23 protein-coding genes are annotated in these 22,526 nt (G+C 56.7%); 9 read left to right on the forward strand and 14 right to left on the reverse strand.

Annotated elements, in window-relative coordinates; genetic code table 11:
- Nucleotides 1-243: 243 nt before the first annotated feature.
- Together A0U92_RS15875 and A0U92_RS15880 are read right to left on the reverse strand one after the other, a co-directional pair.
- Nucleotides 244-648, reverse strand: coding sequence for an ArsR/SmtB family transcription factor (locus A0U92_RS15875; RefSeq protein WP_077813966.1), 405 nt, complete (start codon nucleotides 646-648; stop codon nucleotides 244-246).
- Nucleotides 645-1,301 carry a peroxiredoxin gene (locus A0U92_RS15880; protein ID WP_077813967.1) on the reverse strand — a complete coding sequence of 219 codons (657 nt, stop codon included), beginning with the start codon at nucleotides 1,299-1,301 and terminating at the stop codon, nucleotides 645-647. The genes A0U92_RS15875 and A0U92_RS15880 overlap by 4 nt, the downstream gene beginning before the upstream one ends.
- A gap of 105 nt (nucleotides 1,302-1,406) precedes the next feature.
- On the opposite strand from A0U92_RS15880, the gene A0U92_RS15885 reads away from it, so the two are divergent.
- From A0U92_RS15885 to A0U92_RS15895, 3 genes are read left to right on the forward strand one after another with little or no spacing between them, the layout of a single operon-like run.
- Nucleotides 1,407-2,351, forward strand: a complete 945-nt coding sequence (locus A0U92_RS15885) for an MBL fold metallo-hydrolase (protein WP_077814516.1) — start codon at nucleotides 1,407-1,409, stop codon at nucleotides 2,349-2,351.
- 43 nt (nucleotides 2,352-2,394) lie between these two features.
- A complete protein-coding gene (locus tag A0U92_RS15890) occupies nucleotides 2,395-4,080 on the forward strand; it encodes a bifunctional protein tyrosine phosphatase family protein/NAD(P)/FAD-dependent oxidoreductase (protein ID WP_077813968.1) in 1,686 nt (561 codons plus the stop codon).
- A gap of 2 nt (nucleotides 4,081-4,082) precedes the next feature.
- The gene (locus A0U92_RS15895; RefSeq protein ID WP_077813969.1) at nucleotides 4,083-4,856 is read left to right on the forward strand and encodes a sulfite exporter TauE/SafE family protein; all 774 of its coding nucleotides are present in this window, start codon (nucleotides 4,083-4,085) and stop codon (nucleotides 4,854-4,856) included.
- A 283-nt stretch (nucleotides 4,857-5,139) separates the two neighbouring features.
- On the opposite strand, the gene A0U92_RS15900 is transcribed toward A0U92_RS15895, so the two are convergent.
- Nucleotides 5,140-6,036, reverse strand: coding sequence for a LysR family transcriptional regulator (locus tag A0U92_RS15900; protein WP_077813970.1), 897 nt, complete (start codon nucleotides 6,034-6,036; stop codon nucleotides 5,140-5,142).
- Nucleotides 6,037-6,150: 114 nt separating this feature from the next.
- Here A0U92_RS15900 and A0U92_RS18685 point away from each other — a divergent pair, with 114 nt between their 5' ends.
- From A0U92_RS18685 to A0U92_RS15915, 3 genes are all read left to right on the forward strand, one after another.
- The gene (locus A0U92_RS18685) at nucleotides 6,151-6,387 is read left to right on the forward strand and encodes a hypothetical protein (RefSeq protein WP_077813971.1); all 237 of its coding nucleotides are present in this window, start codon (nucleotides 6,151-6,153) and stop codon (nucleotides 6,385-6,387) included.
- Between the two features lie 103 nt (nucleotides 6,388-6,490).
- On the forward strand, nucleotides 6,491-7,168 hold the full coding sequence (locus A0U92_RS15910) for a peroxiredoxin-like family protein (protein WP_077813972.1): 678 nt from the start codon (nucleotides 6,491-6,493) through the stop codon (nucleotides 7,166-7,168).
- Between the two features lie 110 nt (nucleotides 7,169-7,278).
- A complete protein-coding gene (locus tag A0U92_RS15915) occupies nucleotides 7,279-7,998 on the forward strand; it encodes a glutathione S-transferase family protein (protein ID WP_077813973.1) in 720 nt (239 codons plus the stop codon).
- A gap of 409 nt (nucleotides 7,999-8,407) precedes the next feature.
- Here the strand turns inward: A0U92_RS15915 and A0U92_RS15925 are convergent, their stop codons facing one another.
- Both A0U92_RS15925 and A0U92_RS15935 read right to left on the reverse strand, forming a co-directional pair.
- Nucleotides 8,408-8,797 (reverse strand): transposase, encoded by a 390-nt coding sequence (locus A0U92_RS15925; RefSeq protein ID WP_222927833.1) that lies wholly within the window; start codon nucleotides 8,795-8,797, stop codon nucleotides 8,408-8,410.
- Between the two features lie 181 nt (nucleotides 8,798-8,978).
- On the reverse strand, nucleotides 8,979-10,253 hold the full coding sequence (locus tag A0U92_RS15935) for an MFS transporter (RefSeq protein WP_236748184.1): 1,275 nt from the start codon (nucleotides 10,251-10,253) through the stop codon (nucleotides 8,979-8,981).
- A 1,022-nt stretch (nucleotides 10,254-11,275) separates the two neighbouring features.
- Here A0U92_RS15935 and A0U92_RS15940 point away from each other — a divergent pair.
- The 3 genes from A0U92_RS15940 (at nucleotide 11,276) to A0U92_RS15950 (ending at nucleotide 14,700) form a co-directional block, all read left to right on the forward strand.
- Complete coding sequence (locus tag A0U92_RS15940; protein ID WP_077813975.1) at nucleotides 11,276-12,862, forward strand: carbohydrate porin; 1,587 nt, start codon at nucleotides 11,276-11,278, stop codon at nucleotides 12,860-12,862.
- A gap of 70 nt (nucleotides 12,863-12,932) precedes the next feature.
- Nucleotides 12,933-13,946, forward strand: a complete 1,014-nt coding sequence (locus A0U92_RS15945; protein ID WP_077814517.1) for a ketopantoate reductase family protein — start codon at nucleotides 12,933-12,935, stop codon at nucleotides 13,944-13,946.
- A complete protein-coding gene (locus A0U92_RS15950) occupies nucleotides 13,936-14,700 on the forward strand; it encodes a class II aldolase/adducin family protein (RefSeq protein WP_077813976.1) in 765 nt (254 codons plus the stop codon). The genes A0U92_RS15945 and A0U92_RS15950 overlap by 11 nt, the downstream gene beginning before the upstream one ends.
- Before the next feature lie 400 nt (nucleotides 14,701-15,100).
- Here the strand turns inward: A0U92_RS15950 and A0U92_RS15955 are convergent, their stop codons facing one another.
- From A0U92_RS15955 to A0U92_RS15995, 9 genes are all read right to left on the reverse strand, one after another.
- Nucleotides 15,101-15,577 (reverse strand): MarR family winged helix-turn-helix transcriptional regulator, encoded by a 477-nt coding sequence (locus A0U92_RS15955; RefSeq protein ID WP_077813977.1) that lies wholly within the window; start codon nucleotides 15,575-15,577, stop codon nucleotides 15,101-15,103.
- Between the two features lie 619 nt (nucleotides 15,578-16,196).
- Entirely contained in the window at nucleotides 16,197-16,592 is a 396-nt protein-coding gene (locus A0U92_RS15960) for a DUF4440 domain-containing protein (RefSeq protein ID WP_077813978.1), read from the reverse strand.
- Between the two features lie 28 nt (nucleotides 16,593-16,620).
- The gene (locus A0U92_RS15965; protein WP_077814518.1) at nucleotides 16,621-17,190 is read right to left on the reverse strand and encodes a nuclear transport factor 2 family protein; all 570 of its coding nucleotides are present in this window, start codon (nucleotides 17,188-17,190) and stop codon (nucleotides 16,621-16,623) included.
- Nucleotides 17,191-17,215: 25 nt separating this feature from the next.
- Nucleotides 17,216-18,451, reverse strand: a complete 1,236-nt coding sequence (locus A0U92_RS15970; RefSeq protein WP_077813979.1) for an amidase — start codon at nucleotides 18,449-18,451, stop codon at nucleotides 17,216-17,218.
- A gap of 28 nt (nucleotides 18,452-18,479) precedes the next feature.
- Complete coding sequence (locus tag A0U92_RS15975; protein WP_077813980.1) at nucleotides 18,480-18,962, reverse strand: flavin reductase family protein; 483 nt, start codon at nucleotides 18,960-18,962, stop codon at nucleotides 18,480-18,482.
- Between the two features lie 92 nt (nucleotides 18,963-19,054).
- Nucleotides 19,055-20,017 carry a PDR/VanB family oxidoreductase gene (locus A0U92_RS15980; protein ID WP_077813981.1) on the reverse strand — a complete coding sequence of 321 codons (963 nt, stop codon included), beginning with the start codon at nucleotides 20,015-20,017 and terminating at the stop codon, nucleotides 19,055-19,057.
- The gene (locus A0U92_RS15985; RefSeq protein WP_077813982.1) at nucleotides 20,014-20,748 is read right to left on the reverse strand and encodes an SDR family NAD(P)-dependent oxidoreductase; all 735 of its coding nucleotides are present in this window, start codon (nucleotides 20,746-20,748) and stop codon (nucleotides 20,014-20,016) included. The genes A0U92_RS15980 and A0U92_RS15985 overlap by 4 nt, the downstream gene beginning before the upstream one ends.
- Complete coding sequence (locus tag A0U92_RS15990) at nucleotides 20,745-21,218, reverse strand: aromatic-ring-hydroxylating dioxygenase subunit beta (RefSeq protein WP_077813983.1); 474 nt, start codon at nucleotides 21,216-21,218, stop codon at nucleotides 20,745-20,747. Before A0U92_RS15990 ends, A0U92_RS15985 begins: the two co-directional genes overlap by 4 nt.
- Entirely contained in the window at nucleotides 21,215-22,495 is a 1,281-nt protein-coding gene (locus A0U92_RS15995) for an aromatic ring-hydroxylating oxygenase subunit alpha (protein WP_077813984.1), read from the reverse strand. The genes A0U92_RS15990 and A0U92_RS15995 overlap by 4 nt, the downstream gene beginning before the upstream one ends.
- Nucleotides 22,496-22,526: the final 31 nt, after the last annotated feature.

Raw genomic sequence — 22,526 nt, forward strand, 5'->3', positions numbered from 1 at the left:
CTGCGCGGCAGGATCTGAATTACTTTCAATTATTATGAAAGCATAACTTAAAATAATTATGAAATTATTAAGCGTCAAGAGTTCTCGTCCTCGTGCATCACAATGCTGGAAGGATGCTCTTGCAGTGCTCTCTCCTGGAACAGGCACAAAAAAGAGGGCCTGTGGCCCTCTCCTTATCAAGCAGATTTTCTGAATATGCTTCTGCTTAAGTTACTGTAAGATGAAGAAAATGAATAAGAAACGCTACTCTCGTCTCTCCGCGGGACTGACCCGCGCAAACACGGCCCCGGTCTCGTCTTTTCCTGCATGGTGGATGGGAGGAGGGCGTGTGACCGACCCTGCTTCTGAAGAGGGTTGCGTATCCCACATGCCAAGGAGGGACCGCAGCCATTTCTCAGCTTCGATGTTTGCGAAACTATAAAAAATCGTACGCGAGTCCCGCTCGGTTCGAAGAATACCGGCACGACGCAGGATACCAAGCTGCTGACTGAGGGTCGGCTGGCCAATTCCTGTGCTGCTTTCCAACACGCCTACGGCATGCGGACCATTCAGCAGTTGCGCCAGAATCATGAGTCTCTGCGACTGGGCAAAGAGCTTCAGCCGCTCGGTCAGTCGCCGCGCCTCTTCTGATGTCATGGCGCTGCTCATGAATGATTTTCCTGCCTGATCTGCATGAACCACGCCGGTCCTGCGGCTGCCGCGTCTTCCTGAGTCTGAACGGCCGGCAGAACGGTAGCGTCTCCGGGTTGCCATCCCGCCGGAGTCAGCACGTCATCCTGAGTCACCTTCTGCAGGGCGGCAACCAGACGAAGCATTTCCGTCACCGAGCGACCGACAGACATGGGATACCAGGTAATGGCGCGGATAATCCCCTCCGGATCAAGGATATGGACTGTCCTGACGGTAGCGCTGCTCTGCGCCGTGAGATCCAGCATGCCGTAGGCCCGGGCCACGGCCATCGAGGGGTCTTCGATGATCGGAAACGGAACTGTCACGCCGAACTGGGCGCGGATGGCCTCAATCCAGGCCAGATGGGCGGGGAGGCTGTCCACGGAAAGTCCCAGCAGGGCGCAGTCAAGTTCTTTAAAGCGGTTAAAGGCTTGGGAAAATGCAAGAAACTCGCTGGTGCAGACCGGCGTAAAGTCCGCAGGATGGGAAAACAGCATGACCCAGTGCCCTCGCAGCGAACTCAGCTGCAAGCGCCCATGCGTTGTGCGCGCCACGAAATCGGGCGCCCTGTCGCCAATACGCGGGAAAACTTCAGAGACCTCATTGCAGGCCATCGAAACTGAATTGCTCATTGTCTGGCTTATAAATCCAACTCTCTCCTTGACGCAACAAAGTTTCATTATTAAATAAACAAATAGACCATACTTAAAAAATTAAGTTAATAAATGGGGGCCGCCATGCCTGATCCCACTTCTTCTTCCGATCCTGCGGTGACTGTCGCCGTCGCTCAGATCCGTCAGGTCGAGCAGGGACAGGCCCGTTCTCCGGTTGTCCATACCATCTTTGACGAGGCGACATTCACGGCCAGTCATATCGTTTATGATCCGGTAACACGTGAAGCTGCCATCATCGACAGTGTGCTGGACTATGAGGCTTCATCCGGTCGCACCAGCCACGCTTCCGCCCGGAAAATCGTTGATTATGTGCATTCGGAAAGGCTGACGGTGCAGTGGCAGCTTGAGACCCATGCTCATGCAGACCATCTCTCCGCCGCCCCGTGGTTGCAGCAGCAACTGGCCGGCAAACTGGCGATCGGGGCTGAAATCACGCGTGTGCAGAACGTCTTCGGCAAGATATTCAACGCAGGGACGGAGTTCGCGCGTGACGGCTCCCAGTTCGATCATCTGTTTCGGGATGGTGACCGTTTTTCCGTAGGCGGAATTGAAGCCATTGCCCTGCATGTGCCCGGTCACACGCCTGCGGACATGGCGTTCATCATCGGTGACGCCGCCTTTATTGGCGACACGCTGTTCATGCCGGATTATGGCACGGCCCGCGCTGATTTTCCGGGTGGTGACGCCCGTCAGCTTTTCCGTTCCATCCGTCGGCTGATGGAGCTTCCCGATGCGACCCGCGTTTTCCTGTGCCATGATTACAAGGCGCCCGGTCGTGACCATTTCGCATGGGAGACGACGATCGGCGCGGAACGGACCGGGAATATCCACGTCCATGATGGCGTCAGTGAAGATGAATTCGTCGCCATGCGTACGGCCCGCGACGCCACCCTGTCACTGCCCAACCTGATCATGCCTTCCGTGCAGGTGAACATACGGGGCGGTCACATGCCCGAGCCGGAATCCAACGGCACGCGCTACATCAAGATCCCGATCGACACGCTCTGATTGTCAGCCTTTCTCCTCTCTCAACGACCGGGAAACCTGCCTTATGTCCTTTCGCTCCCTGACACCCGACTTCGCCATTTCTCCTCAACTTTCCGTCGCAGATGTGAACGCGGCGGCGTCACAGGGTTTCAGGACCATCATCTGCGCCCGTCCTGATGGTGAAGGCGCAGGACAGACTCCTGCGACAGAAATAGAGCAGGCAGCGCGCTGTCGAGGGTTGGAATTCGTGGCGATCCCCGTTCGTTCCGGTGCTTCGCCCGATGATAATGCTGTGGCAGCCATGAGCGCCGCATTGAAGCAGATGCCGGGACCAGTGCTGGGCTATTGCCAGAGTGGAAACAGGGCGGCGCGTCTCTGGGCGCTCACGCAGGTAGGCGCCCTGTCGAAAGACGCCATCCTGATGGCGGGAAGAGCGGCGGGAATTGATCTGTCCCCGTTGGGGGACCGTCTGGACGCGGCGTCACACTCCCCCCACAGTTCTGCGGGGAAAGCTCCGTCGCGCCGCTTCAACATCGTGATTGCCGGTGGCGGTGCGGCCGGTCTGTCCACCGCAGCCAGTATCCTGAAACGTCGACCGGATGTTTCAGTGGCGATCATCGAGCCTTCGACCAGTCATTATTATCAACCCGGCTGGACACTGGTGGGTGGTGGTGTCTTTACACCCGAGCAGACACGGCGCTCAGAAGACAGGCTGATTCCATCCGGTGCAATATGGATTCGCCAGTCGGTCGCGGCCTTTCACCCCGATGCGCGGGAAGTGCTGCTGGATGACGGCAAAGTGTTGTCCTACGATATTCTGATTGTCGCAACCGGTCTGTCTCTGGACTGGGCCGGGATTGCCGGCCTGACAGAGACTCTGGGCAGAAATGGCGTCACCTCGAATTATCGTTACGATCTCGCGCCCTATACCTGGCAGCTTGTGCAGGGATTATCGCGCGGCACGGCCCTGTTCACGCAGCCACCGATGCCCATCAAGTGTGCTGGCGCTCCCCAGAAGGCGATGTATCTCTCCTGTGATGCATGGCGGCGACGGGGTGTGTTGAAGGATATTTCCGTTCAGTTCGATACTACCACACCAGCGCTGTTTGGTGTGGCTGCCTATGTGCCCGCGCTTATGAACTATATCGAGCGTTATGGGATCGATCTCAGGCTGCGCTCGAAGCTTATTGCTGTGGATGGACCCCAGCGTGTGGCGACTTTTGAACATGTAACGGATAACGGCACGACGCAGGTTCAGCGTTCCTTCGATATGCTGCATGTCGTGCCACCACAGGTCGCGCCGGACGTGGTCAAAAACAGTCCGCTTGCGGGCGCAGACGGATTCGTATCCGTGGACCCGGCGACCCTGCGTCACACCACCTTTGCCGATGTTTTTGCTTTGGGAGACGTAGCCGGGACTTCGAACGCGAAGACAGCGGCCGCCGCGCGTAAACAGGCGCCTGTCGTTGCGGTCAATGCGCTTGCGGCGCTGGATGGCAAGGCTCCTGTCGCCATCTATGATGGTTATGGCGCGTGTCCTCTGACAGTCGAGCGCGGACGGATCGTGCTGGCCGAATTTGCTTATGGCGGCAAGCTGGAACCCACTCTGCCGCTGTGGCTGTTGCGGGGCACGCAACCAACCCGCCTTGCATGGTTCCTCAAGGAAAAAGTGATGCCGTCACTCTATTGGCATGGCATGCTGCGCGGTCATGAACTGCTGGCATCTCCCCGGAAAGCGCCGGGAGCCTGATCATGAGCATTGATCTTCCCCACCTGTTGCTGGAGATCCTCTCCGGCTCGCTCATCGGCTTCACGCTGGGGCTGATCGGTGGTGGTGGATCGATTCTGGCGGTTCCGTTGATGGTGTATGTTGTGGGCGTGAAAAATCCCCACGTCGCCATCGGCACCAGCGCTCTGGCCGTTGCGGTCAATGCGCTGGCAGGACTTGCACAACATGCGCGCCTCGGCACGGTCAAGTGGCGCTGTGCAGGGCTCTTTGCTCCCTGTGGTGTGTTAGGTGCGTTCGTCGGCGCCACGCTCGGCAAGGCGATGGATGGTGGACGTCTGCTGTTATGTTTTGCGCTATTGATGGTTGTGGTGGGCGTCCTGATGTTGCGGAAGCGGAGCAATCAGGGATGCGTGGGAGCTGCTTGTAACCGTCAGAATGCCCCCCGTGTGATTACCTATGGGTTGGGCACCGGTCTGTTGTCAGGTTTTTTTGGTATTGGCGGCGGCTTTCTGATCGTGCCGGCGCTCATAGCATCCACCGGCATGCCAATCCTGAATGCCATTGGCACGTCGCTGGTCGCTGTTGCGGCTTTCGGGGCCAGTACGGCGATCAGTTATATGACTTCCGGTTTGATTGATTGGAGTCTGGCTTTACTTTTTATTCTGGGTGGGATTATCGGCAGCTTTGGCGGAATGAGGGTCGCCAAGTCACTCTCGGGAACGACCGGTGCGCTGACTGCGCTGTTTTCTTGCGTCATCTTCTGCGTGGCCGGCTATATGATCTGGAAAAATATATAATTGAATTACACAAAACGGGTCATTATTACTTATAGATATCATGATTGATCTGATTCATCTGACTATTTTTTGTAATAAACAGGTTTTCCAAAAAATATTTCCAAGTTTCCAGATTCAAAGTATTTTTGATTGAGGTTTTTTCTATTTAATTCTGATCACGTCGCACATTCAACTCATGGCAGCCCTCGGACTGTCTGTTCGCGGCAGTTGCCAGGTCTTTTCTACCGGGGTGTCTGGAAGACAGGGCGCGCCGGTTGTTTCGAGGACTGAGACGACCCGCGATTCAGACCGGGAGGTGGGTGGTCGCTTTCATGATGCTTTCCACAAAATCTGCAAAATGACGGGCTTTGGCCGTTATCATTCGTCCTGCGGGAAAGACGGCCCATAAATCAATTGACGGCAAAGACCACGCTTCAAGAACACGAACAACAGCACCATTTTCAAGTTCTGGCGCGAACATCCAATCGGACGTGATAGTCAGACCCATATCCGCCAGAACGGCCGCCCTCAGACCCTCAGCCGCGCTGACCCTGAGGCGTCCGTTGACAGAGACCGATGCCGCAGCGCCCTCCCGCAGGAAGGACCACGCGTTTGGCAACTGGCTGTAAATAATCGCTTCATGGTTCGCCAGATCCGCCGGAGAACGCGGCGTTCCAACACGCTTGAGATAGGCAGGCGTGGCGAGGACCGAACGTCCTCCCGTTGCGATCTTCCGGGCGATAGCAGTGGAATCCGCAAGCGTCCCCATCCGCAAGGAAATATCGACGCCTTCCGCCACGAGGTCGATCATCCGGTCATCAAGAATGATCTCCACAGTCAGTTGAGGGTGCTCTGCCAGAAATCGTGGTAATTCCGGAATAATATGGAGCCGCGCGAATGTCGTTGCCGCTGAAACCCGCAACCGCCCTGACAGACCTGCGCTTGTTCCTTTGGCGGCAAGCTCCGCCTCATCAGCCGCCTGAATGGCGTTCCGTGCCCGCTCGTAGAAATTCTGTCCGGCCTCGGTCGGCGTCAGACCATGTGTGGAGCGGATGAGCAGACTGACCTGAAGGCGCTCTTCAAGCTGCGCGACGGTTTTGGATACCGCCGGTTGCCCTACGCCAAGCTGCCGGGCGGCAGCCGAGAACGAGCCTGCGTCCACCACGCGGATGAACGTGACCATTGCCTGATAACGATCCATGATATTCCTCCAGGGAATGATCCTTATCGCCTCAAGCACTCTCCCCTGTCGAGCATGGAAGAGGCATCTCTGGTGTATCACCCCGGGCAGGCCGGGTTTCAAAGGAGCCCAGAGATGTTCGGCCCATTCCTACGCGCTACGTCTGGACCGGTCGTCGCAGACAGTCTGCTGGTTTTTCATCTGACAGGCAGCCTGTTGCACGCCGCCTTCGCCTTTCTGGGATATGTCATTTCCGACCGACCGGACCGTCTGCGACACAACCTGCCGCTCGCCCCATATGATCGTGCAACCTTCTACGTCGGCGGAGCGCACGGATACACCGATTATCCCCACACCAAAGTCTCCGAGTGACAACCATTCCGACATGGAATGACCAATAGTCCTTCATACCGTCATCCCTGAAAAAACCAGCGGCCTTAACGTCAGACGTCGCTTCATCTTAAAGGAATTACCCATGTCTCTTCAGGCAAAACTCGACGCATTCAAAGCAGACTTCGAAGCAGGCAAGCCGCCTTACAATGTGCCCGCTTCTGTGATTGAGGTCATGCACCGTGCGACGGCTGAACTGATCGCCGCGCGCGCAGCAGAAAAGGCGCTTAAAGCAGGCGACAAAGCGCCGTCTTTCACCTTGAACGACCCGGAGGGCAAATCGGTCTCCTCTATCGACCTGCTGCAAAAAGGCCCGCTGGTCATCAGTTTCTATCGCGGTGTGTGGTGCCCCTATTGCAACATGGAGCTTCAGGCTCTCGAGGCTGCGCTGCCATCTTTTCGCGAACTCGGCGCAAGCCTGATCGCCATCTCACCGCAGACGGCGGTGAACAGCCGCAAATCGGTCCGTCAGAATCATCTCGACTTCCCGATCCTGTCAGATCCGCACAACGACGTTGCAGCAGCATTCGGTCTGCGGTTCGTGCTTCCGGACTATCTCGTGGACCTTTATACCAACCTGAAGAACGATCTTCCGTCCTTCAACGGTGATGACAGCTGGACTCTGCCGATGCCCGGCCGTTTCGTCATCGGGCAGGATGGCGTGATCCTCTATGCCGAGGTCAATCCCGATTACACCCGCCGCCCGGAGCCGGAAGACATGCTTCCTGCGCTTCGGAAAGCAGCACAGGCTTCGGTAAAATAACTGCAAGAATTCTGGTTTTCGGATGTGGCCCTGTTGAATATCGGTTCAGGGCCATTCCGGTCGCCATAAGGCAAAAGCTTTTCCTACAACGACCTCGAAGGAACTGGCACATGCTCCATTTCTACTACGGCCCCGGCCCGAACCCGATAAAGATTGCGCTGTTTCTGGCTGAAACCGGAATGCCTTTCGAAGCCATACCGATCGATACCTATCGTGGCGCCCAGCATGAGGCCGCGTTCCGGGCCATCAATCCAAATGGCAAGGTTCCCGCTCTCGTGGATACGGATGGTCCACAGGGCATTCCTGCAACTTTGTTCGATTCTACAGCCATCCTGCTCTATCTGGCCGAAAAAACGGGACAGTTCCTCGGAGAGACTCAGGACCGCCCCCAACTCCTCTCCTGGCTGATGTTTGTTGCAACGGGTCTTGGTCCCTTCTCAGGGCAGGCTGTACATTTCCAGCATGCGGCGCCAGAGGGTCTGGACTACGCGGTCAACCGATACCGCCGTGAAGCGGAACGGCATTATCAGGTTCTGAATGATCATCTGGACGGTCGATCTTTCATTGTCGGAGATCGTTATACGATCGCGGATATGTCCGCATGGGGCTGGCTCGACCGGGCGGCACGCGTCATGAAAAACGAAGACAGACCGCTGGAACGCTGGCCCAGTCTTGCCCGTTTCATGGACATGATGAACGCTCGTCCGGCAGTGGAGCGTGCGCATGCCATCATGAACGGGCACGCATTCAAGACCGTCATGGACACCGACGCGCGCCATGCCATGTACCCGACCAGCTTTCCTCCGGTGTCAAAAGGCACAGTGTCATGAGCGAACCCGAACTCCAAAATTCCCACCCTTGTTGGTCATAGCGGCGAAAAACCTCTGCCCGTTTTTGAATCAGGCTTGATCCTGCTGGATCTGGTCGAAAAATTCGGTGCTTTTATTCCGAAAGATATTACTCATCGGACAGCGTGCCTGAACTGGCTGTCCTCGCAGGCTGGCAGCGCGCCTTGTATTGGCGGTGGTTCTGGGCACTTCCACGCTTATGCACCCGAAAAAAATCGAATAAGCGATCAATCGCTTTGTCATGGAGACCAAATGGCAGTTGGATGTGCTTGAGCGGCGGCTGACAAAGGATGGTAACCACAGTTTTACGGCGGCGAGGTTAAGAAAGGCGAGAAACGATTTTCTTGTCTTGTCATAGCGTGTGGCGATACGTCGAAACTGCTTCAGCCTGTTAAATACGGTTGCACTCCCTGTAACACCGGAAATCGCAGGGACTATCCTCTCTGCGGTTTGAACGCGACAGGATAACAGGAAGAATACCTCGAAAAAGCAGGTTCTCCCGTATCCTGTCGCTATCATACCCCTTGTCGGCCAGAAGTCTGCGTGGCGTCACGACCGGCAGGTCCATCTGGGCATCAGCGCCGGAATAATCAGAACCTTCCCCACCCGTCAGGTCGAAGCAGGAGGGGTCTCTGGCCGTCAGCACGGGCGTGGATCTTGCTCGTAAAGCTGCCACGGCTTCGACCAGAACCTTCCTTGTGAGTCCCTCTTTTGCGCCAGCCACCTGGCTGTGAGTCCGAACGACCGTGCTGTCGATCATGTGCTGCCAGTTATCGCCCATTCTTCGTCCGACAGGTCGGCACGCAATTCACTGGTCTCCGCAAAGACCTGCGTTGAATCACGCCCAAATCAGCCGGAAAGACCCGTTGTCAACAGAACCTAGAAAGCTTCATCATCAAGCCAATCCGTCAGATCCCAGGACTAAACACGTAAACAACTAAAAAAGATTACCGAATTGCCTATCAGACCACCTCTTGTAATGCAGGCATATCTGATATCCGTTCCATTCGACCCAGCCCGTTACAGAGTGTACGGTAAGACGGGATGCATAGCAGTAGTAAAACGCCTCCCAGAATGCTGGCGGTACCAGCCACCAGTGCAATAGATGTGCCGATGCTAGCAGCTGAATGAAAGACATGGTCATTCAGAGCACCGATAAGAAGAGATCCTCCTGACAATCCACCAATGGCGTTGCAGAACAGCATGGCAGCGGAAAAACGTGCCCGCATGGGGGCAGGCACAGCAATCTGGAGAACTGTTGCCGAGGGAGGCATCGGGAAAGAGGCAAAGAAGAAGGCGACGGAAAAAGAGATGATGGCCAGATGGGTGTTCATTGTAGTGACGCTGATGACAAGCGGTATGCTTGCTGCAAAGGCTGCACTGCTTGCTACGAGTTGAGGCGCGTACCAGAGGCCGCGCTTCGTCAGGATGTCAATAAGCCACCCACTTGTAAAAGCTCCGCCACATCCGGCGACAATAACAATTATCCCTAACGTCAGCCCCAGTTCGGTGTGCGACATGTGATGAATACGCATCATCTGTGCAGGCATCCAGCTGAAGAGGGAAAAGAGGGTAACGGCCAGAAGCGTATATCCCAGCATATGCAGGCTGAAAAAAGTGCGGTGATTTCTGAAGAATGAAATCGCCACAGAAGTTGTTGCAGGCCTGGCAGGGACTGTGCGGCAAGAAGGCTCGTGAACTGTAAGGGCAATGATGATACCGAGAAAGATACCGGGAAGCCCGACAACCATAAAGCATATCTGCCAGGCATGCAGGATCATGAAATGGTGTTGCTGCACAAAAGCCAGAAGCCAGCCTCCAAACAGGAATGCGCAACCTGATCCGAGAAAAGATCCCAGAAAAAAGAACGCCAATGTACCCGCCAACCGCTCACGGGGCACCGTGTCTGCAATGTAGGAGTACACCGCTGGCGCAAGAGCCGCCTCTCCCAGCCCTACGAGCACCCGGCACAGGAAAAGTGACCAGAAGCTGTTGCAGAGTCCGCACGCCATGGTCGCAAGGCTCCACAGGATCACACCCCCAACGATGATGGGTGGACGTGGATATCGGTCGCTCATGCTGGCGAGAGGGAAGCCAAGAATGGCGTAAAGCAGAGAAAATGCCAGACCGTTGAGACAGGCAAACTGCGTATCACTCAGCAGCAGATCAGACTGTATGGGCCCGATCAGCAATGCAAGAATTTGTCGATCGATGTACGACAGGAGATAGGCAACCATGAAAAGGCACATGGTATTGATTTGCCTCACGCGCGTCATTTCGTTGCTCCGCAACTGCTTGGACATGCGCCTTTCGGGCTACATGTATTGCATTCAGGGCTTCCTGACCGGGTGTCAGGAAGAATGGGGAAAAGGTTCAACGGCATACTGGTCATGCAACGGATATTCCTCGGACCGACGCTACATGTCGTCGAAATGTACTGAGATGTATGACTTGTTCAGTGTATTAGCGCTGATATCGGTTCGCACCTGCACGCGTCCGGTCAGGAAAAACTGCAACACCAGAGCGTCATGTCCAGTCCTGATGGAATACATCAAACAGGATGCGCTCTTGAATCAAGCATGGCCAGACATAACAACCCCCACACATTTAACAATCCATTTCATGTGATATTGATCCTATTGGTCATTTAAAAACGATCTCGGAACATGATTCGAGGCGATATGATTTCGATATCGCAATGGGCCAGATTCGAAAGCTTCATGTCAACCGCTTTTGCGGGACACAACAAAAGGAATCGAACTCACATCGAGATATCTTATCTTTATAAAAGGATTATTTTAATTCAATTTCATTATTTTATTTTTTTCTCTGAATGATTCGGACATTCTCATCTCGATTGACCGCTATTATATGCACGAGAAATGAGCACAAACCAGAACGAAAACAGCCAAAATGCTCATTTTATGTGCACATTCGAAACGAAAATAATATAATATTTATATTGATGATTTTTCTGTTGAAATTTCTTCTAATTACGGACCTATAATAAATCATCGAGGCACGCACCAACCTGATGGGCGCTCATTGCGGAGTTGCAATTAAACTATGCCAGAGATGGACAAGAGGCAGAAAAAGGGAAAACGATTTCCCTCTCCTGCATGTACCCCCCCTCGCTTTGATCACGACGCCTGAACGCTGTGTTTCTCGTTCTATTTTCGTAGGTTTTTCATTTCAATATCGAAATGATACCGCAGTATCGCTATCCGTCCCAACATCCTCGCGTGGAGCTTTTCCCTACATGCAGCATCGCTTCACAGCTCATGGAGCTTCCTGTTTCGTCCTCGCCGTCTGTAGTCTCCTGTGTGTTCCTGAAGGTCATGCCGCCGTGGCGCATGAGCCGGTGACGTCAAATCGGCAGAAAGCCATTGCCGGCACGTCGGTTTCGATACTGCCGGTACAGACAGGCACATCAGTTGCTGCCGACAACGAACAACGGCGTCACGATGAACTGACGGTTCATGGTAAGGCGCGGATCATGGATGATAGTGACTCCATGTCTGCGCCTAATAACATCAGCACCAAGATCATGCCGGCAGTTCCGGTGGCCGTGGAGGAGAACAAGCCCCAAAAAGGGTTTTTCCATGATGTTCTCTCGCCCCTGAAAGAGCACGGAATCACGTTCCATGCGCTGCTTCTGGACAATTTTGTCAGTAATGTTGTCGGTGGCGTAAAGCCCGGCACACGTCTGCAGAATTCGTTGGGCGTCATTGAGACCCAGATCAATCTCGAAAAACTTCTCGGCTGGAAGGGCGCACAGATCAATTTCGGAGAGGATATCTTCTTCCTGCGCAATAACGACCGTAAATGGTCGCAACAGGTTGGAGACAGCATCATCGGGTACCAGCCTCCTCATCTGTTCCGGGGCAACTATCTGAGCGAACTGACGCTCGATCAGAAACTTTTCAATAACAAGCTCGAAATAGAGGGCGGTCGCGCCAACATATCACGTTACTTTCTAGTCCCGAACTGCAACCAGATCCTGACCTGCTTCAAGGATGTGTGGTCTCAGGACGCCGGTATCAGTACTTTTGTCTATGCCACATGGTCCGGACACGTCGTGTACCATTTCACACCGTCATGGTATTTTCAGGCGGCAGCAACCGAGGTGAACAACACCGTCTATTACACCAACGGGTGGGAATGGAACACGAAGAACGCCAGCGGAGCTACCGGTGTGGGTGAGGTGGGCTACAATCGGGGCTTCGACAAGACGGCTTATCCGTCGATGTTCGAATTCCTCGGGTTCTACAATTCATCTACCGTCACAGATCCGATCAGAACCGTGGCTGGCACATCCAAACTGTACGACAAAAACTCACCCGTCCAGACGCATACGGGAATGTCGGGCATCTTCTTCAGTGGCCAGCAATATGTCTGGCGCAAGGACCACGGCACCTCACGCAATCCGCATGGAATGGCTCTTGCTGTGTATGGTGGCGCCGGTTCCGGTTTCCAGACCTATGCGCCCGTGCAAGCCGAAGCCTATCTGGGAGCTTTCGTGCAGGCTCCATTCGCCTCGCACCCGCTGGACAGCTACGGCATCCAGTTGCACTGGACCAAGCTCGGCTCCCGTGAGGAACAGTTTCTGGCGGAAGCCAACAAGCTGAGCGGAGGAGACGGCCGGCGTCCCAACGCGGCCCATCTCGTGGTTGATGTTCATGCACACACCTTCCTGTTTCCCAATGTGGCGCTTGAACCCAGCCTCCAGTATGTGATCAATCCGAACACATATTACGCTCCGATGACCCGCCAGCATCCGCATGATGCTCTTGAGGTTGGCGCCACGTTGTTCGTCTATCTCGACAAGATGCTGGCATTCCCATGAGAGATGGTGGAGTGACTGGTATGGAAATATTGAGATTTCGACAGATATTGTCGAAATGGATGATAACCGGATGAAGCGTGAACCGCGCATCTGCATCGCGGGGATGGGGGCGATCGGGAGCCTGCTTGCAGCCTCCCTGTCCTCACGGCCGGTAAACCTGTCTCTGGTTGCGCGCGGAGAGACACTCCGCACGCTTCAGCAGAACGGGCTGACGTGCCGAAAAGACGGCCAGGTAACGACGTTCCGTGTTTCGGCGGATATCCGTGCACCAGACGAGATTCAGGACGTCATTCTTCTTGCCGGGAAGGCTCATCATCTGCCGGATCTTGTCCAGACGATCCGGCATGCTGTGGGGCCAGAAACATGCGTGGTACCCGTGGTCAACGGCGTACCGTGGTGGTTACTGCCACAGCTCGGAATCGGACCTGAAGCCGTCGCGCGTGTCAACGGCATCCTTGACCCCGAAAACAGACTGTCCGCTCTGCCTCCGACCTGCATCGTCGGATGTGTGGCCTATGCTTTTGCAAGAGTGGAAAAGCCCGGCGAAGTGTCTGTCGAGGGCCCTTCGCGCTTCGTGATCGGAGATGCTGTCGGGGGAAGCAACACTCAGGCCAGAACCGTCATGGGCTGGCTGGGTGAAAAAGACACGCTGTTTCAGATTTCTACAGATATGAAAACAGAGATCTGGAACAAGCTGTCTCTCAATGTCGCCACCAACTTCCTGTCGGTCCTCTGCGAAACCACTCTTGAGGGGCTGGTGACAGATGCAGCGATCAGACCACTGGTGAGCCGGTGCCTGTCGGAAATTCTGATGCTGGGACAGGCCTGTTCCATCGAAAGGCTTTTTCCGGTCCCGAAAGGCATGGAGATCATCAGTGCAGGCGGGACTCACGCCACCTCCATGCTACAGGACTTTCACGCAGGACGTCCACTGGAACTGGCAGCGCTTGGTGATGTCATCATCGCGCTGGGCCGACACAAGAGTGTGCCCCTGACCACCACCGAAACCCTTCTGGGTTTGACGCGGTATGCCTCGACCAGACGCAACACGACACATACGAAAGGAACACTCCATGTCCATTGATCAGCAGCATGCAGAGAAACGCCTGCGTATCCAGCTTGCAGAGTGTTATCATCTGATCGATTATTACGGCTGGACGGAAATGATCTTCAATCATATTTCCGTACGACTGCCCGGCGAGCCACGGCGTTATCTGGTGAACGCATTTGGACTGAATTACGATGAAGTGACACCGGACAACCTGCTGGTTGTGGATGCGGACGGTCAGTTACTGAGTAACGCCGAGGATAAGCCCAATCCGGCCGGCTTCGCCCTGCATGGTTCAATTCACGGCGCGCGGGATGACATCCACTGCATCATTCACACCCACACGAATGCCGTCTGTGCTGTCGCGATGAAAAAAGATGGTTTCAGCTACGACAATTTCTATGGGGCGCAGCTTTTCGGCCGGGTCGGATATCATGATTTCGAAGGCATCACGCTCTATGATGACGAGCGGCCACGCATGCTCGACAGCCTTGGACAGAAACATGTTCTCGTCCTCCGGAACCACGGTATTGCCGTTGGAGAAAGCGATATAGCCCGTACCTTCTTTCTGCTCTGGGTTGTGCAGCGCGCTGCCGAGATCCAGTGCCAGACGGGGATGATACCGGGAGCTGACATCGTGTTGCCGGACACGATCCGGCAGCGCTGCTCGGAAGATGCGCAATCCGTGATGACCCATTCCAGTGCGGCCCAGAAGATGTTTGATGCGGCGGTCCGGAAGCTGCGCAAGGAACGCGGTCCCTTGTGGAAAGGTGATGAGGGCTGCGTGTAACCGGCTCCCCCGCCATCGGACCAACCGGCGGTTCTCTTGCGGAAAGAGGGGCGAGTCTGTGAGAAAGCGCGTTCCTCACCAAACGGACATACCCTACCCGATCATAAGGCTGAGACCGCAGATGCAGTCTCAGCCTGTTTTATGTCAGCAGAGCAGAGCGCTCAGGCCGGACTGTTTCACACATTTTCTGGCGTGATGAAGGTCAAATGACGTCGGCTCACAGGCGGGGCAGATCAGTCATTCCCCTGCCCCGCCATCGCTGGCTCACCAAACGGGAAATGCGGCGCATCAGGAAAACATATCCGGGGACGTTCATCCCTCAGGATCTTCCGCCGTCTCGCTGTGGAGGGCATGCAACCCGGAACAATCGGAAAAAGGCGCTCAGAACCGCTTGCCGCGATCAGTAAAGATTATGATAGATCTTGCGTGACGCTACCAGAAGATTCTGTATTTCAGTATCTTCGAAGTCATGGAATGCCCGCTCGAAGATGAGAGAGGCAATAGACCTTACGTCTGCAAAGATCTGACGCCCTTTGTCGGTCAGTTGAACCTCGGTCACGCGGCCATCACTTTCGGAGACGGCCGTGCTGATCAGGTCTTCACTCTCCATGCGATAGATCAGTTTGGTCATGGTGGAAATGCGAATGACCGCAAGATCCGCGATGTGGCTTATCGGGGCGCGGTCGTGCTCATGCAGAATCGCCAGGACACGCCAGCGTGAAACATCCATCCCGACACGCTTGAGGTGTCCATCCATGCGCATCTGGTACAGGCCAACCAGCCGGGCAAGATGAAAAAAGGGAGAGGCTTCCGCTGAAAAGAGGGGATCGCGTGGGTCTGCGCTGCGCCATACCTTGCTGCTTCGTCTTCTGACCACGGGCTGCCCTCTTCTGGATCGCTCAACCCCCTAGCTTGTTTGAAGGGGACTGTGAAGCATCTTTATGTGAAGCGTATCCGGGGCCACACGGCTGGAGCAGACGGAATATCCTCCCGCCGGACAGAGTGGGAACGTCCTGTTTTCCAGCTCTTTTCCTGCTGGAAAAGGCATCTGCTTTTTCGTTTGCTACCCTGTTCGGTGGTGATTGGCTGCTGTCCGTCCGCCAGACATCTGCCCGACGACCTGTTTTTTCTGAGCAGAAGGAAGGCGCAATATCCTTTGGGAGGGCAGGACTGTAAGCAGGGACTGCGCCCCAAACCCGGCGGTGTGGGGGCGTTCGGCCTGCATCCTGTCGTTCCTGAAGATGAAATCGGCCAGCCTGTGATAGCGGAGGCCATGGAGATGATGTTGGTCTGCTGCGAGAATAGGCAACACAGCCCGTTTGTCACTTCGTTCATCGGAACGACCAGCGTACGCGCCGTCTTGCTGATCAGATCGCTCGTAACCAGCTTCGGGCGGGTGGCATTTCCGGGTCGGCAACCCGTCTCTGACCCTGCTGCTTTTGGTCTCTCCCTGCCCCGATCACGGACTCGGGCATCGGAACAGGGAGAGGCGTTTGTCAGGGCAGGAAGGTTTCCTGCAGGTAGTTCCAGAGCAGTTTCTCACCCGTGCTGTCGGGGACGAGCAGAACGCCGGACCAGCGTTCCGTGCGGGTGTCGCCCTGTGTCTGCTCCTCGCGGTAGGTGACAAGCAGGCTGTTTCCAACGCTGGCCTGAATGTTCACGTCGTGGATCTTCATCACGAGACCGGGGCGTGAGCCGTACAGTGACGGAAGCACACCCGCGAAAGCATCGCGTCCGATAGGACGACCTGCGGCCCCCACCATGCGGAAATCAGGGGTGAAATGTTCAAGAAGCGCCTGCGGATCGCTGGTTCCTTCGCCGCAGAACCAGTTCTGAAGAAGCACATGCAGTTCAACGATTTCGGCCGAAGCCGCAGATTTCGGATCGGTCATGAGAATGTTCCTTTGTTCAGGAGGACGATCAGGGGTTCATCAGGACCGAATGCGTCGGAACGCTTTCGGCCCAACCGGAAGTCAGCGGCGCGATGAAGACGTTTTCCGTGCGTGTCCGTGCGATTTTCCAGACACCGTCTTCCTTGCGGAAAAGATTGTTGAGCCGACTGGACCGCAGCAGGGAACGACCATCGCTGAAGATCCACGGCTGGCAATGCACCCACTGTCCATCAGCCGTGTCTCCATGGACGTGGATCTGCTCGGAGGTGAGGTAATGCACATTGAGCAGAAGCGCCGGGTCCCGCTTCTCTCCCCAGAAAGCCTCGAAATGACGACGGATGGCGGCTTTGCCAACGCATTGTCCGAACTGGCCGGTGTAGTATTCTCCCACACCCTCCCAGATCGCGTCTTCCGTATAGAGATCCATGATCAGATCGATCCGCCGAGCATCATCCACATTCCCGATTTCCGGGCATGGTGTGTCGCACAGGAACATGTAGCGGGCCTGAATACGGCGCACGGCCGCTTCTCCCTCCAGATCCTCGATGCGTCGTTCAAGAGAAGCGACCAGATCCACCAGTGATGCGTTATTAACCATTTCGATCTCCGTCGTATCCGGGGCGTCAGACATGCACTGACGGGACAGGGCGTGAGGGCAGCACCGTTTCGGCCCAGGCGGCCTGATCAAGCAGGGTCTCGTCCTCTCCGAACGGCGCGAGGAGCTGCACGCCCACCGGCAGCCCATGCAGACCTGTCAGGCCCGGCAGCGTGACAGTCGGTAGTCGTAACAGCGTCCACAGACGGCTGAAGAGCGGGCTTCCTGTGCCTTCGGACAGGAGGGGAGCCACATCGGGAGCGGCGGCGGCGAGAACAGCCGTCCCGGACGGCACAAGAGCAGCAAAGCGGGACCGCAGTTCTTCCGCACGTGCCAGCGCATCCCGATAGGTGGCATAGTCGATGCGCTGCCCGGCTTCCAGAAGTCCGGTGATCTGATCGCTGAGTTGCACACGCCGCTGAGTAAATTCCCACGCGAGAGCCTGCGAGGCTTCATAGCTCATGATCGTGATATGCAGGCTGGCGGCATCCGAAAAGTCGGACAGATCAAGCTCCACAACGTCCACATGCGCACCGAACAGGCGAGCAGCTTCTTCCACGGCATGACGCGTGCCTTCTCCGGCTTCGTCCCAGTGCGGGGTGCGGCACAGAGCGATGCGTGTCGGAGCCGTAGGAGAGAGGTGGCTCGTGGTGGCGACTGGCCCCTTAAGGACGGCGTCAGCTCGAGCCGCAGTTGCGACGTCACGGGTGATGGTGCCCAGCGTGTCAAACGAGGGCGCCAGGCTCTTGATTCCTGCCGCAGCGTAACGTCCGTAGCTCGGCTTGAAGCCGACCGTGCCGCAATAGGATGCGGGGCGTGTCAGGGAAGCCGCCGTCTGGGAAGCGAGACCGATATCGATCATGCCTGCCGCGACTGCTGCCGCTGACCCACTGGAAGAGCCGCCCGGTGTGCGGGTGACATCATGCGGGTTGACGGTTGGACCGGGCCGGAAGAAGGCGAATTCGGTCGTGACTGTCTTGCCCACGCAGACCGCACCGGCATTGCGGAGCTGGGTCACACAAGCAGCATCGCCCCGACTGTGGTTTCCCGTATAGATCGGGGAACCATGCTCTGTGGTGTATCCCACCGTATCGATGATGTCCTTCACCCCGACACTCAGTCCGTTCAGCGGTCCTGCGGGTGCCTGCTCGGCCTCCATCCGGATACGCACCGGGTCATAAGTCGTAAAAGCCCTGACCGTGCCTTCACAGGTTTCAATGCGCTTCAGGAGAGCAGTCGCGGTATCCATCGGGGAGTTGGTCATGTGTCACCTCATGAGTATCGGAAGATGGTCAGGCCGCGAGATCGAAGGCGCCCTTGAAATACAGCAGCGGGAGCGTGGACTCTTCGGTGTGCATGGTGACGCTCACGGGGCGGGCGAGAAAGATCTCGTGGGTGCCGCCACGCAGGGTTTCCACGACTTCGACCCCGATCTGGACAAGCGCATCACGCACAAAGAACAGGCCGTCCTCATGCCATTCGCATTTTTCCTCGAAAGATTTTCCATCCGCCTTGCCCGCGAAATGAAAGGCGAGATCCTGCTGCGTGCTGTTGAGAATGCTCAGGCCAAAACGGCCGGTTTCCTCAATGGCGCTACAGGTGGCGCTTTTGTTGTGCAGGCACACCAGAAGCGTGAGAGGATCGAGAGACACCGAACTCAGGGCGCTGATCGTGGCGCCGCGGTCACCGTCCGTACCACGCGCCGTCACGACGGCAACACCGGTCGCGAAATGGGACATGGCGCGACGGAAAATATCAGGGGTGACGGTGGTCATTGGTCTCTCCAGGCCATGCAGGCGCTTGCCCGCGTCATCTTTACGCCGCCATCGGCACGATGACGGCTGCGTTGCACGGTGGGTTGGCGATGTCAGATATCGACAACCAGAAGGGGGGTTTTGGAGCGCGAGCAGCAGAGTGCGATCTGATCGGTCCGTTCATCTTCCGTGAGGTATTCGTCGCGGTGTTCAGCTTCACCTTCCAGCACACTGACAACGCAGGTGCCGCAGATGCCCTGCTCGCAGCTCAGGGTGACTTTCACGCCCGCCTTGCCGAGAGCGGTGGCGATGGACTCATCCGAGCCCACCTCCACGCGCACGCCGGATTTGGCGGCGAGAACGGTGAAGCCCTCTCCGCCTGTGACGGGCTGGGCTGAAAAGGCTTCACGGTGAAGGAGGCTGTCCGGATAGCCGAGCTTGTGTCCGGCTTCGAACACGGCATCCATCAGCCCGATCGGCCCGCAGGTATAGACATGCGCCTCTGCACTGGCCGCTGCCGGTTTCAGAGCCGCCTCCAGATCGAAGCGGGCGGCATCCTTGCTGCTGCGGTCGTGAACAATCACTGAATCCGCGAATGGCATTTCTGCGAGAAGAGGGGCGAAGACCGGATTGCGCGCCACGTAATGAAGTGTGAAAGCACGTTTGCGGTCGTACAGTTCATAGGCCATCGCGATGAGCGGTGTGACGCCAATGCCGCCACCAACCAGAATGGTGTGCTCACCATCCGGGGCCAGCGGAAAGAGGTTACGCGGCAGACCGATGGTCATCGCCTGACCGGGGCTCACCTGATCATGCACCGCCTGCGAACCGCCGCGCGAAGCAGGCTCACGCAGCACGGCGAGACGGTAACAGGACCGGTCGGCCGGATCGCCGCACAGGGAGTACTGTCTTACCAGACCGTCACCCAGGAACAGATCGACATGCGCTCCGGCTTCCCATGCGGGAAGAGGAGAACCGTCTTCGGAGATCAGCGAAAAGGAGAGGACATCGCCCAGATGTTCGGCGGCGCCTACCTTGACGGACAGGGTCTGTCCCGAGGGTGTGCTGGCATTCATCGCATATAGAGCCCACAGTTGATGTCGATGATGGAACCGGTGATGGAACCGGCGTCCGGACGGGCAAGTTCCGCTACCATCCGGGCAACGGTCACGGGGCTACCCGGCTGTCCGGTCGGCAGGCTGGCCATGGCGCGACGGGCGTTTTCCTCACCGATGGTTTCCGCCACGGAAGGAAGGTCGAGCGGACCGGGCGCAATGGCGTTCACCGTGATGCCGTGCGGCGCCAGATCGCGGGCAAACACCTTGGTCAGCGTGTGCACGCCTCCCTTGGAAGCCGCATAATGCGCGCCCGTTGCCGTACCGCCGTTTTCACCGGCCAGAGAGCCGATATTGACGATGCGGCCACCGATGTCCCCTGCCCGCAGACGCCGCGCGAAACGCTGGCATCCGAGGAAGGTGCCACGCAGGTTCACAGCCATGATGGCGTCGAACGTTGCGATATCGATGTCGAGCACCTTCTCCGCCTTCATGACGGCGGCGTTATTCACCAGAAGCCAGGGGAGGCCGAGGCGCGCCTCGACCGCATCCAGCGCTGTCTCCATGGCCTGTTCCGATGAAACATCCAGAGCCACACCCATGGAGTCCGGACCCAGCCCGGCCGCCATGGCGCATGCCGCCGTCTCATCGAGATCGGCGATGGCGACACGATAGCCTTCGGAGGCCAGATACCGCGCGATGCTGGCACCCAGCCCTCTGGCGCCGCCGGTGACGAGGGCGACGGGCTTCAAAGGATGTAACTCACGGCTGTAAGCGCTTCGGTGGAGGTCAGAAGACGGACGATCTTGCGATCGATCTTCAGCGCCCCATCAATGCGGACCAGCCGGAAGGTGACATTCGCGGAGTAGTAACGCTCGCGCCCCTGACGCAGCTCCGTCAGCATCTGCGCACATCGCAGCGTGCAGCTCTCAGCATTGCTTTCCAGCATACGGTAGCGGGCCTGCAGACGAACCGTTTTGGCGGGAGGTGCCGCCGAAATGGCGCGCCCGTTCAGCAGACGCTCGACCCGCTTTTCACGCATTTCTGCATTGTCATAGGCATAATTCAGAGTTTTTTCGAACTCTTCCGTGTCCGGATCGATGGGAACCACATAGATGCCGCTGGGTGTGTAGAGTGACAGCCACTCCCTGAAGTCGCCATGATCCAGCATGTCGGCCTCAAGTGTGATCATCTCGATGGCTTCGTTGAGGGTAATGCTCATTCCCCGTTCTCCGCTCTGACGGTTTTGCCTGTCATATCGACCAGCCACTGCCGGTAAGCTGCGCGCATACCCGTTTCCGCGCTCACGTCACTGAACAGGTTTCCATCCTCCCGCTGCGCTTCATGGCCAAGACCACGATTGAGCAGGATCGAGATGTCGCGCCCGGCCAGCGAACCGCGCTGCACACGATCCCATGCCTCGGAATCATCCGGTGTCCCAAAGCCCATTGGTCCCTGAAAATGCTCATGCAGACGCAGGCGCATTTCATTTCCGAGTTCCGGACCACCATCCATGCCGATCGCGATATGACGGATTTCCGTTTCCATGACGGCCAGCGGGCGCAGTACCCGGAAGAAGGCCATTGAACAGGCCAGATTGGGGAAGAGATTCAGGTTGAAGCCTGATCCGCCCACGGCGCGCACGATGCGACGCACCTGCTCGTCGGGATAATCCTTCGCCAACTCGTCAGCGAGTTCCTGAAAACGCTCGGGAATGGGTGCTTCAAGATTCTCGTCCAGATCGACCAGATCGGGGATCATCACCATGACGGAGTGACCATGCCCGAGATCCTCGACGTAGCCATTGCCTTCCACGAAATCGAAGGTGTTCTGCGTCTCGCTGTCCACGGAATCCAGAAAGGATTTGTGCACGATCGGGAAGTGATAAGCATCCGTCGTGTTTTCGAGCTGAATTTTCCAGTTACCGGGGAACGTGAACTTGTGTTCGCCCATGGTCTTGATCGGCCAGCCTGCGCCCTGCTTCATGAACAGGTCGATCCACGGCTTTGTGCGACCGAGCCACGCATCCAGCGACATGATGTCATGATCAAAGCTTGCAAAGATCAGGCCGTTATATTCTTCGACGCGCAGCGAGATGAGCGGATAATTGCTCTTGTCGAGCTGGCCCGTATAGCCTTCCTGAAAGGGAACGCCACGCAGAGCGCCGTCGAGACCATAGGCCCAGCCGTGATAAGGGCAGACGAAGCTGGCCGCCTTGCCTTTCTTGTGCTCGCACACCGTCGCGCCACGATGACGGCAACGGTTGAGCATGACGTGGACTTCGCCCTTGCGGTCACGGGAAACGATGACCGGGTGTTGCCCTATGAACGTCGTGATGTAATTGCCGGATTCGGGAAGATCGCTGCGGTGGGCGACCCAGATCCAGTTGTGCATGAAAATGCGGTCCATTTCCATGTCGAACAGATCGGGGTTGCTGTAAATCGAACCATCCGCGCTATCCTCGTTTACGAGAGTGGTCGGGTCCGGAAGAATGTCCATCTGTCTGATCCTTGCTCTTCGTGATCTGATG

The organism is Acetobacter aceti, from assembly GCF_002005445.1.
Taxonomy (GTDB): Bacteria; Pseudomonadota; Alphaproteobacteria; order Acetobacterales; family Acetobacteraceae; genus Acetobacter; species Acetobacter aceti_B.

Bases quoted from the DNA above. Each gene is read 5' to 3' on its own strand.
- A0U92_RS15875 (WP_077813966.1), bottom strand. From the start codon at position 648: ATGAGCAGCGCCATGACATCAGAAGAGGCGCGGCGACTGACCGAGCGG.
- A0U92_RS15880 (WP_077813967.1), bottom strand. From the start codon at position 1,301: ATGAGCAATTCAGTTTCGATGGCCTGCAATGAGGTCTCTGAAGTTTTC.
- A0U92_RS15885 (WP_077814516.1), top strand. From the start codon at position 1,407: ATGCCTGATCCCACTTCTTCTTCCGATCCTGCGGTGACTGTCGCCGTC.
- A0U92_RS15890 (WP_077813968.1), top strand. From the start codon at position 2,395: ATGTCCTTTCGCTCCCTGACACCCGACTTCGCCATTTCTCCTCAACTT.
- A0U92_RS15895 (WP_077813969.1), top strand. From the start codon at position 4,083: ATGAGCATTGATCTTCCCCACCTGTTGCTGGAGATCCTCTCCGGCTCG.
- A0U92_RS15900 (WP_077813970.1), bottom strand. From the start codon at position 6,036: ATGGATCGTTATCAGGCAATGGTCACGTTCATCCGCGTGGTGGACGCA.
- A0U92_RS18685 (WP_077813971.1), top strand. From the start codon at position 6,151: ATGTTCGGCCCATTCCTACGCGCTACGTCTGGACCGGTCGTCGCAGAC.
- A0U92_RS15910 (WP_077813972.1), top strand. From the start codon at position 6,491: ATGTCTCTTCAGGCAAAACTCGACGCATTCAAAGCAGACTTCGAAGCA.
- A0U92_RS15915 (WP_077813973.1), top strand. From the start codon at position 7,279: ATGCTCCATTTCTACTACGGCCCCGGCCCGAACCCGATAAAGATTGCG.
- A0U92_RS15925 (WP_222927833.1), bottom strand. From the start codon at position 8,797: ATGGGCGATAACTGGCAGCACATGATCGACAGCACGGTCGTTCGGACT.
- A0U92_RS15935 (WP_236748184.1), bottom strand. From the start codon at position 10,253: ATGGTTGCCTATCTCCTGTCGTACATCGATCGACAAATTCTTGCATTG.
- A0U92_RS15940 (WP_077813975.1), top strand. From the start codon at position 11,276: ATGCAGCATCGCTTCACAGCTCATGGAGCTTCCTGTTTCGTCCTCGCC.
- A0U92_RS15945 (WP_077814517.1), top strand. From the start codon at position 12,933: ATGAAGCGTGAACCGCGCATCTGCATCGCGGGGATGGGGGCGATCGGG.
- A0U92_RS15950 (WP_077813976.1), top strand. From the start codon at position 13,936: ATGTCCATTGATCAGCAGCATGCAGAGAAACGCCTGCGTATCCAGCTT.
- A0U92_RS15960 (WP_077813978.1), bottom strand. From the start codon at position 16,592: ATGACCGATCCGAAATCTGCGGCTTCGGCCGAAATCGTTGAACTGCAT.
- A0U92_RS15965 (WP_077814518.1), bottom strand. From the start codon at position 17,190: ATGGTTAATAACGCATCACTGGTGGATCTGGTCGCTTCTCTTGAACGA.
- A0U92_RS15970 (WP_077813979.1), bottom strand. From the start codon at position 18,451: ATGACCAACTCCCCGATGGATACCGCGACTGCTCTCCTGAAGCGCATT.
- A0U92_RS15975 (WP_077813980.1), bottom strand. From the start codon at position 18,962: ATGACCACCGTCACCCCTGATATTTTCCGTCGCGCCATGTCCCATTTC.
- A0U92_RS15980 (WP_077813981.1), bottom strand. From the start codon at position 20,017: ATGAATGCCAGCACACCCTCGGGACAGACCCTGTCCGTCAAGGTAGGC.
- A0U92_RS15990 (WP_077813983.1), bottom strand. From the start codon at position 21,218: ATGAGCATTACCCTCAACGAAGCCATCGAGATGATCACACTTGAGGCC.
- A0U92_RS15995 (WP_077813984.1), bottom strand. From the start codon at position 22,495: ATGGACATTCTTCCGGACCCGACCACTCTCGTAAACGAGGATAGCGCG.